The sequence below is a fragment of the Aliiroseovarius sp. S253 genome (assembly GCF_049800855.1).
Lineage (GTDB): Bacteria > Pseudomonadota > Alphaproteobacteria > Rhodobacterales > Rhodobacteraceae > Aliiroseovarius.
Map to the genome: position 1 here is coordinate 199,745 of NZ_JBNAFW010000001.1, position 15,436 is coordinate 215,180.

The following is a 15,436-nucleotide window of genomic DNA, read 5'->3' on the forward strand; positions in this document are numbered from 1 at the left end:
CCGCTGTTGACCGATCAAACATATCCCGGGCAAATCCAAAATAGATTTCTGTCAGGAAACCAGCAACTTGGACATTTTGACCGTCTCGCCGCCGCCTCCCGTGCCAATGCTTGCCAATTCGACCAATCATCAAACTACATTGCTGCCCTGATACTGGCGTGCGGGGTGGAGTCTGCTAAGCTTGCAACAGCTGTAAAACTCATGCCTGGAAGGACGCGATTTGAACTCTGTCAGACTGAAGCTCTTGGTGCTGGCTTTGGCGCCCTTGGGGGTGCTTTTGCCGCTGCTGATGTTGCTGGCAATGGCGCGCTGGACCGCGGATTATGACGAGCTTCTGATCTCGAAAGTCGACAGCGATCTTCGTATTGCCGAGCAATATCTGGGGCGCATTCTGGCCGGTACCGGGGCAGGAGTTGAAGCGATTGCGGATTCGCGTGCGTTCGAGGAGGTACTGGCCAAAGGCGATGACAGTCGCGCCGCCTTTATGGAAAAGGCACGCACTGACCAAGCGCTTGATTTTCTGTATTACCTGCCTGAAGGCGACGCTGTACACGCGCGCCGGTGGCCGGTCATTCAGGCCGCGCTGAATGGCCAGAGATCTTCGCAAATCGACATCTTCTCGGCCGATGATTTGGCAGCCTTTCCCGAGCTGGCAAACCGTGCCCGCATCGATTTGATCGATACACAGGCGGCCGTTCCAACAGATCGCACTGTCGAAGATCGCGGCATGGTTATTCACACTGCCGCCCCGGTTAATCTACCGGATGATCGGGGTGTTCTGGTTGGTGGGATCTTGTTGAACCGTAACCTTGATTTCATCGATACGATCAACGCGCTGGTCTATCTGAATGCCGCCACCAATGGGGATCGACAGGGGACGGCAACGCTGTTTCTTGAAGATGTCCGCGTATCGACAAATGTAAGGCTGTTCGAGGATGTGCGTGCGTTGGGGACCCGTGTTTCGGCCGAAGTTCGGGCTGAGGTTCTGACCGAGGGGCAGACATGGCTCGACCGCGCCTTTGTCGTGAACGACTGGTATATTTCCGGCTATCTTCCGTTGATCGATAGCTACGGCGAACGGGTCGGAATGCTATACGTTGGGTTTCTGGAAGCACCGTTTTCACAAGCTAAGCGCGCGGCTTATTTGGCTATGCTGGCCTCTATGGCGGCGGTTCTGATCCTGACCGCGCCGTTGTTCTTAAGGATGGCGCGCGGCATTTTTTCTCCGCTTGAGACGATGACAAGCACCATGAAACGGGTGGAGCATGGTGATCTTACCGCGCGGATTGGTGATGTCGGAAGAGAAGACGAAATTGGGCAGGTTGCAACCCACCTAGACACGCTTCTGGATCAGGTGCAGGAACGAGACCGAGCACTGCGCAGCTGGGCAGACGAGCTTAACGACCGGGTCGACAGGCGCACTGCCGAATTGCGCACCGCCAAGGACAAGTTGGAAGAGACCTTCCAGCAATTGGTCACATCCGAGAAGTTGGCCTCGATCGGTGAGATTACGGCGGGCGTGGCCCATGAAATCAACAATCCCGTGGCTGTGATCCAAGGCAATGTGGACGTGATGCGTCAGACATTGGGTGCAGATGCTGAGGATCTGAAAACCGAACTGGACCTGATTGATCGTCAAGTACAGCGCATCGATGGCATTGTGGGAAAATTGCTGCAATTTGCGCGTCCAACCGACTATTCAGCGACGGGCGAAGGTGTGGAACTATCTCAACTGGTCGAAGATTGTCGTGGCCTGATCTCTCATGTGCAGCCACAAGAAGACGTGCGCGTCACAACCGATTTCGCGGCTGCTCCGAACGTGGCGATCAGTGCGGGCGAGATGCAGCAGGTGGTGGTGAACCTGATGGTAAACGCCGTGCAAGCAATGAATGGTGTCGGAGAGATGGTGCTGACCATTCGGCCTGCCCGGCGTGACACTCAGGATGGTGTTGAACTGACCGTGGCCGACAGCGGGCCAGGGGTCGATGCGGACAATCTGAACCGTGTGTTCGACCCATTTCACACGACGAAGCTGGGTGAAGGCACTGGGCTTGGACTGTCAATTAGCCAGACTCTGATCCAACAGGCCGGCGGGACAATATCGGTGGCGAACCACCCCGAGGGCGGTGCTATCTTTACCGTCTGGCTTCCCGAGGCTAAGCGCGACAACTTGGACTAACCAAGTCCATCACATCCCCCACGAGGCGCATTTTCGGTCAACAGTCTTGCGTGACACGCCAAGACGTCGCGAGGCTTCGGCACGATTCCCGTCACAGGCATCCAGCACGTTCAGGATGTGGCGCTTGGTGACAAGATCAAGCGTCTCGATGGCTCGGCTTCCCGTGACTTGCCCGCCGCCTGCGAACTCTTCCGGGAAGGCGCCAAGGATCACTGAGCGTTCGATCATATTGCGCAGCTCGCGCACATTGCCGGGCCAGTCATAGCGGCTGATTTTCAGAAGCGTGTCATCATCCAAATCCAGATCTGGCAACGCCAGTGTTTTCGAGAATTGCCCCATGAACAGCGCTGCCAATTCGACGATATCTTCCGACCGATCTTTCAGGGGCGGCATATCGATATTGACCACATTGATCCGGTGATACAGATCTGCCCGGAACGTGCCTTTGGCCACGGCCGCTGGCAGATCGGCGTTGGTCGCAAAGAAGAACCGCAGGTTCAGAGGGATGTCACGTTCAGCACCAACTGGGCGGATACGCTGATCCTCTAAAACGCGCAGCAATGCGGCCTGCATCTTTTCGGGCATTTGTGCAATTTCATCCAGAAACAGCACACCGCCGTCGGCCAACAGAAACAACCCGTCCCGCCCTTGCCTGTCTTCGTTGATAACCCCGAACAGGTCTTCAGCGCATTTGGATTGCGAGATTGCGCCACAGTTCACCGCGACAAAGGGCTTGTCGGCACGGTCTGACATGGCGTGCAATGTGCGTGCTGCGACCTCTTTCCCTGTACCGGATGCACCGGTGAACAGGACCGGGGTTGGCATTGGGGCCAACCGGGTCAGCATTTCACGCACGTTGTTGATCGGGATAGAGTTCCCCAACAAGCGCCCGCGCGCCGTCCCGCCTTCGACCGAAAGTTCGTGCTTCAGAAGCGAATTGTCTCGGCGCAGGATTTTGCGATCCAAGGCGCGGGCCACCGCATTCAGGATCTGATTGGCGCGGAATGGTTTCAGCACGAAATCTGCTACGCCCACGCGTAAGGCTTCAATCGCGGTTTCCAGATCGGCATAAGCCGTGATCAAAATGGCATCTGAGAACAGACCGACTTTGCCCTGTTCCCGTAACCAGTCCAGCCCGGTTTTTCCGGGCATGATGTTGTCTAGGATCACAAGATCAAAATGGTTCCGGTCCAACGCATCCGAGGCTTCCATGGCCGAACCCGCTTGCTCCACCCGCTTGCAGCGCGGGGTCAGGATCTTGGTCAGGAAGTTTCGCATACCGGGTTCGTCGTCGATCACAAGGATCGACGCGCCGGCAAGGCTTTCTCCGTATTCGTCACGCATGATCGGACCTTAGTTTCTGACTGCAGCACCAGAATAGCGGTCGGACGAGGAATAGCCCAGCGTTCCAAGAATATTGCTGGCACCAATGGCAATCACGATGATCGCCACAAAGCCCAAAAGCATCGCTTTCATCTTTGTTTCTCCGTCTTGGCGCCCAAATGTGGGTCGCCGAAAATTTCTGATGTCCGCCGCCGCGTCCAAGGTCGTGGCGCGGCGGCGGACTGATTACTCAGCAGGGGTTGGGGCTTTGTTGCCGTCCGTATCCCGTTCGGCCGCTTTGTATTCTTCCAGCCAGATCGAGTGGTGTTGCTCGGCCCAGGCTTCGTCCACCTCGCCCGAGCTCATCGCGTCGTAAGCGCCTTCCATACCGACCGAGCCGATATAGATATGCGCCAGAACGATGGCCATCAGGACAAAGGCAAGGATCGCATGCCAGGCTTGCGCCAGTTGCATTTCCTCTTGCGGGGCAAGCTGCACGGGCAGCTCTCCGAACCCGACCAAATGCGGTAGGCCAGTGGCGTTCAGAAGATCAAATGTCTTGGCGAACAGCGGCAGGTCGAATGGGAACAATAGCGATACGCCGGTCAGCGAAATCGAACCTCCGAACAGTACAACTGACCAGAAGATCATCTTCTGACCCGCGTTGAACTTCTTCGCAGGAGGGTGATCGTGGCCAAACAGAATGCCGCCGCCCTTCTTCAGCCAGTGAAGGTCAGTGCGATTGGGGATGTTGTGAACAACCCACATCACAAAGATCATCACAAGACCAATGACGAAAGCCCAGGACACGTTGTTATGCACCCATTTTGACCACTCCAGCAGGAAGGCGTTGGCGCCCTTTCCAAAGACCGGAACAAGGAACACGCGGCCAAACAGGACCAGCAGTCCGGTAACTCCGAGCAGGATGAAAGATCCAGCCAGAAGCCAGTGACCGAAGCGCTCGATCGCTTTGAAGCGGGTTACGGTGGTTCCAGCGCGGCCATCGTCGATCTTGATCCGACCATGAAGAACATAGAAGGCCAGAAGCGCGACCAAAGTTCCGACCAACAGCCATCCGCCATAGGTTCGAAGCGTGGTGTCGCGGAATTCGAGCCAGCGCATGCCGCCGTCCTGAACCAGAACAGTTGCGACATCGCCACCGGCCGAGACCTTTACGTTCGCTGATCCATAGCGCAGGGCGCGCCATGTTTCGGCGTCCGACACGCCGCCCAGTGTGCCAAGTTGTGCAGCAATGTTTGCCGCACCGTCCGGGTCGCCCACGGCATCAGACCGAAAGCTGTCGTCAATCTGTTGTCCGGCCTGACGGGCCAGAATGTCTTCCAGCGTTTGCGCGCCGCCTGTGGCGGAACGGTCGACTGCCGGAGTGTCTTCCTGCGCGAACCCGGCCGGGGCCAGTGTAAGCATCAGGACAAGTGCGAGTGCCATGCGCAGCATGGTCGCTCCTCCTTGAAAAAGTGTTTGAAGCGGGGCGGCCCCGTTGCAGGGCCGCCCCATGAAGTGATCAAGACCGATCAGCCGCCCTTACGCTGATAGGCTGTACCCCAGCCCCAAGCGCCTGAGCCGAAGCCACGGGCCACCACACGCTCGCGATAGATGTTCGACACTTCGTCGCCATCCCCCGCCAGAAGCGCCTTGGTCGAACACATCTCGGCACAGATGGGCAGCTTGCCCTCGGCCAGACGGTTGCGTCCGTATTTGGCGAACTCGGCGGTCGAGTGGTTTTCTTCAGGGCCACCGGCGCAGAAGGTACATTTGTCCATCTTGCCACGGCTTCCGAAGTTGCCAGCCTGCGGGTACTGCGGCGCGCCGAAGGGGCACGCGTAGAAGCAATAACCACAACCGATGCACAGGTCTTTCGAGTGCAGCACCACACCGTCATCGGTCTGGTAGAAGCAGTCGACCGGGCAAACGGCCATACAGGGCGCATCCGAACAATGCATACAGGCCACCGAGATCGACCGTTCGCCGGGCTTACCATCTTCGATGGTTACAACACGGCGGCGGTTGATACCCCAAGGCACCTCATGCTCGTTCTTACACGCGGTTACACAGGCGTTGCACTCAATGCAGCGCTCGGCGTCACAGAGAAACTTTGCTCTTGCCATTCTCTTTCCTCCTTACGCTGCCCAGATTTTGCAGAGAGTCGTCTTCGTCTCTTGCATCTGGGTCACTGAGTCATAGCCATAGGTCTGCGCGGTGTTGGTGCTTTCGCCCAACACATACGGATCAGCCCCGTCGGGATATTTGTGCCGCAAGTCTTCGCCTTGGAAGTGACCGCCGAAGTGGAACGGCATGAAGGCAACGCCTTCGCCGACCCGTTCGGTGACCATTGCCATCACTTTGACCTTGCCGCCTTCTGGACCTTCGACCCAGACCTGTTCGCCATCACGCACACCAAGGTTGTTGGCGTCACGTGGGTTCACTTCGACAAACATGTCCTGCTGAAGCTCGGCCAGCCACGGGTTCGACCGGGTTTCATCCCCGCCGCCCTCGTATTCAACCAAGCGCCCCGAGGTCAGAACGATCGGATACTCTTGCGAGAAATCGTTCTTCTGGATCGAGGCATACAGCGTCGGCAGACGATAGTCGTGACGGTCTTCATAGGTCGGATAATCCGCCACAAGATCGCGACGCGGCGTATACAGCGGCTCGCGGTGCAGCGGGATCGGATCCGGGAAGGTCCATACGACAGCACGCGCCTTTGCGTTACCAAACGGCGCACATTCGTGCTTGATCGCAACCCGCTGGATGCCGCCCGAAAGGTCGGTTTTCCAGTTGGTCTTCGGACCAGCAACCGCATCAATCGCGGCGCGTTCCTCATCCGTCAGATCACCGTCCCACCCAAGGTCCATCAGCATCTGCATCGTAAACTCGGGATATCCGTCCTGGATTTCCGAGTTTTTCGAATAGACGCCTTCGGCCAGCAGGTTGTCACCGTCACGTTCCACACCGAAACGGGCGCGGAAGGTCAGGCCGCCTTCGGACACAGCTTTCGACATGTCGTAAAGGTTCGGCGTTCCGGGGTGACCCATTTCCGCCGTTCCCCAGCACGGCCACGGCAGACCGTAATAGTCGCCATCCGCTGGACCACCCACTGCTTTCAGCGTGGTGCGGTCGAACGTGTGCTGGTTTTCCATGTGCAGCTTGATCCGCTCGGGGCTTTGACCCGTATAGCCGATCGTCCACAGACCCTTGTTGAATTCACGCGTAATGCTTTCAACATTGGGGGTGACATCGTCTTCCATTTCAATGTTGCGGAAGAAGCGATCCGACCAACCGAACTTCTTGGCAAACAGGCCCATGATCACATGGTCTGGCTTGCATTCGAACAGGGGGTCGACGATCTTTTCGCGCCACTGAAGCGAACGGTTCGACGCCGTGACCGAGCCACGAGTTTCGAACTGTGTCGCTGCCGGAAGCAGATAAACGCCATCGGTGCGATCATGCAGAACGGCCGAGACGGTGGGATACGGGTCGATCACGACCAGCATGTCCAACTTCTCCATCGCCGTTTTCATTTCCGACTGACGAGTTTGCGAGTTCGGCGCGTGGCCCCAAAGAACCATGGCACGCACCTTGTCGGGGTTGTCCATATTCTCGGGATCTTCCAAGACGCCATCGATCCAGCGGCTGACAGGAATACCCTTCAGGTTCTGAAGGCTCTTTTCCTTACCGTCTGCGCCGGTCACCTTGGCAAACTGACCAGCCAGCCAATCGCCATCTTCGCCCCACACACGTGCCCAGTGGGCCCATGCGCCACCCGACAGACCGTAGTAGCCGGGTAGGGTGTGGCTGAGAACGCCAAGGTCGGTTGCGCCTTGCACGTTGTCGTGGCCACGGAAGATGTTGGTTCCGCCACCTTCAGCACCCATGTTCCCCAGCGCAAGCTGAAGGACGCAATATGCGCGGGTGTTGTTGTTGCCGTTGGTGTGCTGCGTACCACCCATACACCAAATCACGGTGCCGGGGCGGTTGTTGGCCAGCGTGTGCGCCACACGGCGAAGCTGTTCACCGGGGGTGCCGGTGACGCGTTCGACCTCTTCCGGCGTCCACTTCTTCACCTCGTCACGGATCTGATCCATGCCCCAGACACGGGTGCGGATGAACTCTTTGTCCTCCCAACCGTTCTCGAAGATGTGCCACAGAAGACCCCAAACAAGGGCCACGTCCGTACCGGGACGGAAGCGGACATATTCGTCAGCATGGGCGGCCGTGCGCGTGAAGCGCGGGTCGCAGACGATCAGCGGTGCGTTGTTTTCTTCCTTGGCCTTCAACACGTGCAGAAGCGACACGGGGTGTGCTTCGGCCGGGTTGCCACCAATGATGAAAATCGCGCGGCTGTTGTGGATGTCGTTGTAGCTGTTGGTCATGGCGCCGTAGCCCCATGTGTTTGCTACGCCAGCCACAGTTGTCGAGTGACAGATACGTGCCTGGTGATCCACGTTGTTCGTGCCCCAATAGGCCGCGAACTTGCGGAACAGATACGCCTGTTCGTTCGAGTGTTTGGCCGATCCCAGCCAGTAAACGCTATCCGGGCCACTTTCTTCCCGAATGTTCATCATGCCGTCGCCGATCTCGTCGATCGCTTGCTCCCAGCTGATGCGTTTCCACTCGCCGCCCTCTTTCTTCATTGGGTACTTCAGGCGACGTTCGCCATGTGCGTGTTCGCGCACGGATGCGCCTTTCGCACAATGAGATCCAAGGTTGAATGGGCTGTCATAACCGGGTTCCTGACCGGTCCAGACACCATTTTGAACTTCTGCAACGACCGTGCAACCGACCGAGCAGTGCGTACAGATCGACTTCAGAGTCTCTACTGCGCCATCGGCAGCCGTAGCAGCCGTAGCTTGCGTCACCGTACCTCCGGTGGCGCTGATTGCGGCAAGACCACCAATGGCCAGGCCGCTGCCACGCAAAAACGCGCGGCGGTCGACAGATTTCTCTGCGACATCGGAAAGGATACTTGTCCGCTGGGGGCGTCTCGCAACCCCGTTGGTCTTTTTCCTCAGCATGTTAACCTCCCTTGCTACCCCACTGGGGCTGGCTGGGTTGATGAATACCTTTGGCAGTCGGGCCTATCGCAACCAGTCGCCGCAGGTGCGGGTCGTTCGGCCTGTCAGAAACGGGCCGATGCGAAATAGGCGCGGGTCTGCGCCGTGTCCTGCAATTTGGTCGATTGCAGATCGGGCTCGGCGGCTGCTTCAGCCTCTTGCCCGCTGGCCATGACGGTCACTGCAGCCGCGGGGGCTGCCGTTCCGGCCAGTTTCAGAAAGTCGCGGCGGCTTGTCGCTTCCTTGTCCTTCTGGGTCATGAGAGTTCCTCCTCTCTGTTGGTGGCGGTTGCCCGCCGGGTCTTGCGGATCACTCCGCGCTCATCCGAAAGCCTTCGGCCTCGATCTCCATGAACACGCGGCCAACCTGACCGACGGCGGCATAGAGAACCGAGTTCTTCGCGGCTTCCAAATCTGTGAAAAAGTGACCGGCCCACGGGCCGATATGAGTGTTAAAGAACGCCTTCTGATCGGCCACGTCGCGCGCCTGCCCGAAGCGGCCCACGATCATCGCGCCCATCATCTCCATCAGTGATGCGATGTTGTCTTCTGGCTCATAGACATTCTCGGCGCGGGTCAGCCCGCGTGCGGCCATGTCCTGACGCAGCTTCGCCAAGGGCTTTTCGTTCAGGAAGCCGGTCAGATAATAGCTGGCATAGGGCAACAGCTCGCCGCGACCCAAGCCGATGAACAGCTTGTTGAACTCGCTTTCAACAGCTGCAGGTTTGGACAGTTTGGCGATCTTGGCCAACGCGTTGATCGCCACACCCAAGGGCGTGTCATCGCCGGTCAGTCCAGCCGTCATCAACAAGGTATCAGCGTTTGCAGGCGCAGACAGCAGAAGGCCAAGGAAGTTGTAAAGGTCCGCGCGCAAGCGGTCTTCATCAGAGACGCGAATGTCTTCAGCTGCACTCATATCGGTGTCCTTACTCATGCTCATGCGCGCGCCGCGTCTTCGGGCGCGTCGGCGTGTGTCTCAAATACAAATCGCATCCGGCGCGAAGGCACGAATGCGTCTGGGTCTTCTGGGTCGTCAAAAGTCGGGGGCAGGGCATGGGCGTCGGTTGCGGTCTCGGCCACAAGTACTGGCGCTTCATCCTCGGGCTCTTGAATCTCGGGGGCCGGGTCTTCTTCCTCGACAGCGTCGATTTCATCGGCCTTGGCAGCTTCTTCCGCGCGACGGGCCAGTTCCATCACATGTTCGGTCATGCCCTTGCCGACTTGATATGCAGTTTGCATGTTCTCGACGATGAAACTTGCGTCGTTAAAATCTTCGCCGTAATCCACCAGCCCATCGACATTGGCCAACACTGGGTTCAGACGCCACAACCGGCGCAAGGCACGGGTGCGGATGCGGGCGGGAACGGCGTCGGTCAGGAAGACTTTGAAGTCATCGCCTTCCTTCAAAGTGTCGGGGTCGGGCAGTTCAAGTTCGGCCAGAATGTCTTCGTCCGTACGCTCCGCCAGTTCGGCTTCTCGCTCGGCTTGTTCTTCTACCTCGACAAGGCGTGCGGCCTCTTGCTCTTCAGCCTGAACAGCAGCTTTTCGACGGGCCCAAAAGTCGCTCATTGCAACCGCTCCTTCTTGGCCTGAACAGGCGAGCGATACACATCGGCCAATTGCGAGATCCGGGCATCCCCGATCCCATCTTCAACAAGGCCAATGTCCTTCTTGTCCCGCTTGCGTTTCTTGAACACCTCTTCGCGGTGATGAGCGTCAACGAAATCGCTGACCCAAGCATGCACGGCGGGCGGCATAGCGATCTTTTCAACGATGTCTTCGCCATTATCCGCGTAATCCTGCGCCTCATAGGGCGAAGCCGTCAGCAGCACCACATCCAACGGGCGGGCCGCATCATCGGTTTCACGCAGTACGGCATAAAGCGAGGGTATCTGTGCATTCAGCCCGTGCAGATAGGCCTCGGTGTCGGCGCCATGCAGTTCGAGCGTTGGTGTGGCAGCGTGATAGAAAGTCACCTCGCCATCTTGGCGCAGAACCCGCCAGTCCGCTTGTCCGGCACCCGGCAATACATCCACGGCTTTCCAGACCCAGGCAGCCCAACGGGTCACACCTAGCGTGCGACGCAGAACGACGCCAACTGGCATCGTGTCAAACCTGTTCGGATCATGGATCACGGTTTGGATGTCCTCCCTTTCGTCATCCTGCTGCATGCTTGGGCACACGAAAACGGCTAATTGTGGCTTCGGTGGTATTCGGGACAATTTGTCGACGCTCCAACGGGCGGGGTGGCGGCGTGGGTCGAATTGTCCATCCCGACAAAATCAATCGGATTATTGGCGCGCGCACCAAACGACGAATCAACGACCGTTTTTCGGGCGGACCTGCCCAAGGGGCACCGAAGAAAACCAGTTTACGCCCGCCCGAAATCATGGCTAGTTGATTGCCGTTCAGCGCTTCAAAACGGGGCTGAAACGCAGAACAATCCTATGGGGGGAAACTTGGGTAAGACACTGATTTTATGCGACTGTTCGGGAAGCCAGGTCATCGATTCCTCGGCGCTGTCGGACGCGACCGGTGCCCCGGTCTCAAAGCTGCATTCCGCCCTTTGCACAACGCAAATCGAACATGCCGCGGCTGCCATTTCGGGTGGAGACGCAATTATTTGTTGCACTCAAGAACAGCGCCTGTTCGAGGCCTTGGCCGACGAAATCGAAGCCCCCGCACTCCCCGTTCTGGACCTGCGCGATCGGGCCGGATGGTCCAGTGATCCGGCCTCGAAACTACCCAAAATGGCCGCGCTGGTGGCCGAGGCTGCCCTGCCTGCCCCATCGGAAAAGGTGATGGATGTGCGGTCCGAAGGGTTGTGTCTGATCATCGGGGCCGAGCCCGTGGCGATCCCCGCTGCCGAGGCACTGAAGGAGCATCTTGGGGTCACGGTTCTGCTGACTGATGGCTCTGATTTGCCGGTCACGCGCGCCTATGACGTGATCCGAGGACAGCTGAAAACTGCCCAAGGCGCGTTGGGGCAATTCAGCGTCCAGATCGACGCGTTGGAGCAGTTGGAACCCGGAGGTCGCGGTGTTCCTCAGCTGACCGCACCGCGTGATGGCGGACGGTCCGAGTGCGACATCATTCTGGACCTGACCGGTGGCACCCCCTTGTTCCCCGCGCCGGAAAAACGCGAGGGATATCTGCGCGCCGATCCCGCCCATGCGCCCTCGGTTTCCGAGGCCGTGATGAAGGCGTCTCACCTTGTCGGAACCTTTGAAAAGCCCCTGTATATCAAAGCGGAACCCCTGCTCTGCGCCCATTCCCGCGCCAGCCAAACAGGCTGTTCGCGTTGTCTGGATGCTTGCCCAACCGGGGCCATCCAACCGAACGGAGATCACGTGGTGATCGACCCGATGATCTGCGCCGGCTGCGGGGCGTGTTCGTCGCTGTGTCCGTCGGGCGCAATCAGCTATGATGCGCCTCCTGTTGACCTGACTATGCGGCGCACCCAGACATTGGCGCGCGCCTATCTGGAAGCGGGCGGCGAGGCACCGCGCCTGTTGGTGGTAAACGATCACGGGTCCGAGATGATCCGCTTGTCGGCGCGCTTTGGTCGCGGCCTGCCTGCTGACGTGATCCCCTTGGAGATCCCCGCACTCGCCGCCTTTGGTCATGCCGAGATGCTGGCCGCATCTGCCGCCGGTTTCGCCGATGTCACCCTTCTGATGGCGCCCGGCGTGGACGCTGATGTCATCGCCTACGAGGTCGATCTTGCCCGCGCCATGGGCGCAAAGGTGACGCTTCTGGATGCCAGCGATCCCGACGCCATGTCGGACGCGCTTTACGATGCTGTTAGCCCCGCGCCTATCGCGACCCCGGTGCGCCCAGTGGGCAGCCGTCGCCAGATTGCACGACAGGCGGCAGTTGCCTTGAACCCGGAAGCCGAGGTGCTGCCTTTGCCAGACGGCGCACCTTATGGTGCGACGGTGATAGACACCGATGCATGCACGCTTTGTCTGTCTTGCGTGTCGCTTTGCCCCTCGGGCGCGTTGGGCGACAATCCCGATCTGCCGCAGCTGCGCTTTCAGGAAGACGCGTGTCTGCAATGTGGTATCTGCGCCTCGACCTGTCCGGAAAAGGCCATCACACTTGCGCCGCAAATGAACCTGACCCCGGCGGCCTTGGATCAACGGGTGCTTCACGAGGAAGAGCCCTTTGCTTGTGTTGAGTGCGGCGCGCTGTTCGGCGTGAAATCAACCATTGAGAAGATCACCGAGAAGCTTGCGGGCAACCATGCAATGTTTTCCAATCCGGAAGCTGTGCGCATGATCCAGATGTGTGATGACTGTCGTGTAAATGCGCAGTATCACGCCAAGAACAATCCGTTTGAAGGGGGTGAACGTCCCCGCCCGCGTACCACGGCAGACTACCTGTCCAAGCGGCGCGATCACTGAATAGGAGTCCCCATGAGCGACGATTTCAACATGTCGATGCGCAAGTTCCTGAAACAGGTCGGCGTAACCTCGCAACAGGCCATTGAAGAAGCCCTGCGCAACGCCCCCGAGACCGAAGGCAAAACCTTCAAGGCCCGCGCGGTCATCACCATCGACGAGCTGGGCATGACCCACGAGGTCGAAGGCGACATCAAGGCACAGGAGTAACCCGTGACCCGAGAACAGGTTCTGGACGCGCTTAAGGGCGTGAACGATCCCGCTGGTGGCGACATCGTGTCTTCGGGCACGATGCGCGCGCTGAATGTGGATGGCGACGCAGTGCGTTTCGTGTTGGAAATCGATCCGGCACGGGCCGAGGCCTATGAGGCTGTGAAGGCGCAGGCCGAGGCGGCTTTGGCTGCCATCGGGGCCACCGCGAATATCGTCATGACCGCGCACAGCGCTCCTGCCGCGCCGCCCGATTTGAAGCCGCAATCTGCTGCCGCCCCCAAGGGGCCAGAAAAGATCCCCGGCGTGGATCGCATTCTGGCCATCGCCTCGGGCAAGGGTGGGGTCGGGAAATCTACTGTGTCTGCCAATCTGGCCTGTGCCTTGGCCGCTGAAGGGCGTCGCGTAGGACTATTGGATGCGGATGTTTATGGCCCGTCACAGCCGCGTATGCTTGGCGTTTCGGGGCGGCCCTCCAGCCCGGATGGAAAGACCATTCTGCCTTTGCGCAATCACGGCGTAACAATGATGTCGATTGGCCTTATGACCAACGACGATCAGGCCGTGGTCTGGCGCGGACCGATGCTGATGGGCGCGTTGCAACAGATGATGACACAGGTGCAATGGGGCGCGTTGGACGTGTTGATCGTGGACCTACCGCCGGGCACCGGTGACGTGCAGATGACACTGGCGCAAAAAGCCCCTGTAGACGGGGCCGTGATCGTCTCGACCCCGCAGGATGTCGCTCTTCTGGACGCCCGCAAAGGTATCGACATGTTCAACCAGATGAACGTGCCGATCCATGGTATGATCGAAAACATGTCGACCCATATCTGCTCGAACTGCGGGCACGAGGAACACACGTTTGGCCATGGTGGTGTCGCTGCTGAAGCCGAGAAGCTGGGTGTGCCGCTTCTGGCTGAAATCCCGCTGGACTTGCAGATCCGTTTGGCCGCCGACGGAGGCGCGCCGATCGTGACCAGCCAGCCCGACAGCCCGCAGGCCGAAGCCTTCCGCAAAGTTGCGCGTGCCCTGATCGACGGGGGCCATGCATGACCGACGCGCTGGTCTTTCCTCCTATGATGTCAGGCCACGCGGTCAGTGGTGTCAGCGATGCGTTCGACACAGCACAGGCCAAGGCGGCGATGGGCTGTGACGCTGGGTTGATCGTCTATAATCTGGGGGCCAACAGCCTGTCTGCGGCTTTGGTCTTTGCGCCCGAGGTGCCCCTGTCGCGGGCCATGTCCATGCTGCCCACATGCGCGGTTGGATTTCAAAACGCTCTTGGCGCGCTTGCCCCGCCCGAGGTTGCAGTGCATTTGGAATGGGGCGGTGGCATCCGCGTGAACGGTGCGCGGTGTGGCACGTTTCGCGTAGCGGCGTCGGACCCGAATGTCGACGAAGTGCCGGACTGGTTGGTCGTGGGGTTCACCCTGCCGCTTTGGCCCGAAAGTGACCGCCCCGGCGACACGCCCGACGCCACAGCGCTTTATGCCGAAGGCTGTGCCGATGTAGAGGCGCCCCGCCTGCTGGAAGCTTGGGCACGCCACACATTGAACTGGATCAATCGCTGGGAACAGGACGGACCTCGCATGTTGCATGAAGAATGGCGCGGCTTGGCGCATGCGATGGGTGAAGAAGTCAGCCTGAACGGTATGACTGGCACCTTCATGGGTGTTGATGAGAACTTCGGAATGCTTTTGCGCGATGACGAAGGCACCACCCATCTTATTCCGCTGAGCGGCCTTCTGGAGACCCACTGATGAAACTTGCTATTGCGACCCATCTTGATGAAAGCGACACGCGGGTCTTCGCCAATCATGCGCGCACTGGGGAATGGTGCATCTCGGGCGGGTTCGAGTTTTCGAACTGGTCCCAAGGTGATCTCGTTGGCAAAGCACGTCAGGCGTTCTCAAACGGCTGGATTGGACTGGACACCGGTGGGCGCGTCACCTTCGTCGCTGTCACCGCCGTTGAGCCTGTTGAGATCGAGCGGCTGACCGATCAATTGGCGCAGCATTTCGTGACATATTATGGCGCGCCGGACATCGATGCGGCTCGTCCTGTAGCGGCTGAAGAGATCGCTCATATGGCCGACCTGTGCGACGAACATGAAGACGGTACGCTTCTAACCGTCGCGCGCGAACTGACCGATGCTGGTGTTCGCGAAAGCTATCGCGCGATCCAGCCGCAACAGGCAGAACTGGACCAGTTCGCAGTTCATGGATCTCTGGACGAATGAATTAGCGG

General features: G+C 59.0%; 15 protein-coding genes. 6 read left to right on the forward strand and 9 right to left on the reverse strand.

What is annotated here, in order from left to right; translation table 11 throughout:
- The first annotated feature begins 220 nt into the window (after nt 1-220).
- Entirely contained in the window at nt 221-2,179 is a 1,959-nt protein-coding gene (locus ACP15F_RS01025; RefSeq protein ID WP_424938996.1) for a sensor histidine kinase, read from the forward strand.
- A 9-nt stretch (nt 2,180-2,188) separates the two neighbouring features.
- On the opposite strand, the gene ACP15F_RS01030 is transcribed toward ACP15F_RS01025, so the two are convergent.
- From ACP15F_RS01030 to ACP15F_RS01070, 9 genes are all read right to left on the reverse strand, one after another.
- Nucleotides 2,189-3,523: a sigma-54-dependent transcriptional regulator gene (locus ACP15F_RS01030; RefSeq protein WP_424938997.1), complete on the reverse strand. Its 1,335-nt coding sequence runs from the start codon at nt 3,521-3,523 to the stop codon at nt 2,189-2,191.
- 9 nt (nt 3,524-3,532) lie between these two features.
- Nucleotides 3,533-3,655: a hypothetical protein gene (locus tag ACP15F_RS01035; RefSeq protein ID WP_255464818.1), complete on the reverse strand. Its 123-nt coding sequence runs from the start codon at nt 3,653-3,655 to the stop codon at nt 3,533-3,535.
- A gap of 93 nt (nt 3,656-3,748) precedes the next feature.
- Nucleotides 3,749-4,957 carry a formate dehydrogenase subunit gamma gene (locus tag ACP15F_RS01040; RefSeq protein ID WP_424938998.1) on the reverse strand — a complete coding sequence of 403 codons (1,209 nt, stop codon included), beginning with the start codon at nt 4,955-4,957 and terminating at the stop codon, nt 3,749-3,751.
- Between the two features lie 77 nt (nt 4,958-5,034).
- The gene (gene fdh3B, locus ACP15F_RS01045) at nt 5,035-5,628 is read right to left on the reverse strand and encodes a formate dehydrogenase FDH3 subunit beta (RefSeq protein ID WP_424938999.1); all 594 of its coding nucleotides are present in this window, start codon (nt 5,626-5,628) and stop codon (nt 5,035-5,037) included.
- Between the two features lie 12 nt (nt 5,629-5,640).
- Entirely contained in the window at nt 5,641-8,535 is a 2,895-nt protein-coding gene (locus ACP15F_RS01050) for a molybdopterin-dependent oxidoreductase (protein WP_424939000.1), read from the reverse strand.
- A gap of 104 nt (nt 8,536-8,639) precedes the next feature.
- Nucleotides 8,640-8,834 carry a twin-arginine translocation signal domain-containing protein gene (locus ACP15F_RS01055; RefSeq protein ID WP_246936230.1) on the reverse strand — a complete coding sequence of 65 codons (195 nt, stop codon included), beginning with the start codon at nt 8,832-8,834 and terminating at the stop codon, nt 8,640-8,642.
- A gap of 49 nt (nt 8,835-8,883) precedes the next feature.
- Nucleotides 8,884-9,489, reverse strand: coding sequence for a TorD/DmsD family molecular chaperone (locus tag ACP15F_RS01060; protein WP_424939001.1), 606 nt, complete (start codon nt 9,487-9,489; stop codon nt 8,884-8,886).
- Between the two features lie 20 nt (nt 9,490-9,509).
- A complete protein-coding gene (locus ACP15F_RS01065) occupies nt 9,510-10,142 on the reverse strand; it encodes a DUF3306 domain-containing protein (protein WP_424939002.1) in 633 nt (210 codons plus the stop codon).
- Nucleotides 10,139-10,744: a DUF3305 domain-containing protein gene (locus ACP15F_RS01070; protein ID WP_424939003.1), complete on the reverse strand. Its 606-nt coding sequence runs from the start codon at nt 10,742-10,744 to the stop codon at nt 10,139-10,141. The genes ACP15F_RS01065 and ACP15F_RS01070 overlap by 4 nt, the downstream gene beginning before the upstream one ends.
- Before the next feature lie 288 nt (nt 10,745-11,032).
- Here ACP15F_RS01070 and ACP15F_RS01075 point away from each other — a divergent pair, with 288 nt between their 5' ends.
- The 5 genes from ACP15F_RS01075 to ACP15F_RS01095 are packed head-to-tail and all read left to right on the forward strand — an operon-like array spanning nt 11,033 to nt 15,428.
- Entirely contained in the window at nt 11,033-12,979 is a 1,947-nt protein-coding gene (locus ACP15F_RS01075) for a 4Fe-4S binding protein (RefSeq protein ID WP_424939004.1), read from the forward strand.
- A gap of 12 nt (nt 12,980-12,991) precedes the next feature.
- Nucleotides 12,992-13,186 (forward strand): DUF6494 family protein, encoded by a 195-nt coding sequence (locus ACP15F_RS01080; RefSeq protein ID WP_424939005.1) that lies wholly within the window; start codon nt 12,992-12,994, stop codon nt 13,184-13,186.
- 3 nt (nt 13,187-13,189) lie between these two features.
- A complete protein-coding gene (locus ACP15F_RS01085; protein ID WP_424939006.1) occupies nt 13,190-14,242 on the forward strand; it encodes a P-loop NTPase in 1,053 nt (350 codons plus the stop codon).
- Nucleotides 14,239-14,949: a DUF4444 domain-containing protein gene (locus ACP15F_RS01090; RefSeq protein ID WP_424939007.1), complete on the forward strand. Its 711-nt coding sequence runs from the start codon at nt 14,239-14,241 to the stop codon at nt 14,947-14,949. The genes ACP15F_RS01085 and ACP15F_RS01090 overlap by 4 nt, the downstream gene beginning before the upstream one ends.
- Complete coding sequence (locus ACP15F_RS01095; RefSeq protein ID WP_424939008.1) at nt 14,949-15,428, forward strand: DUF6505 family protein; 480 nt, start codon at nt 14,949-14,951, stop codon at nt 15,426-15,428. The genes ACP15F_RS01090 and ACP15F_RS01095 overlap by 1 nt, the downstream gene beginning before the upstream one ends.
- Nucleotides 15,429-15,436 lie beyond the last annotated feature (8 nt).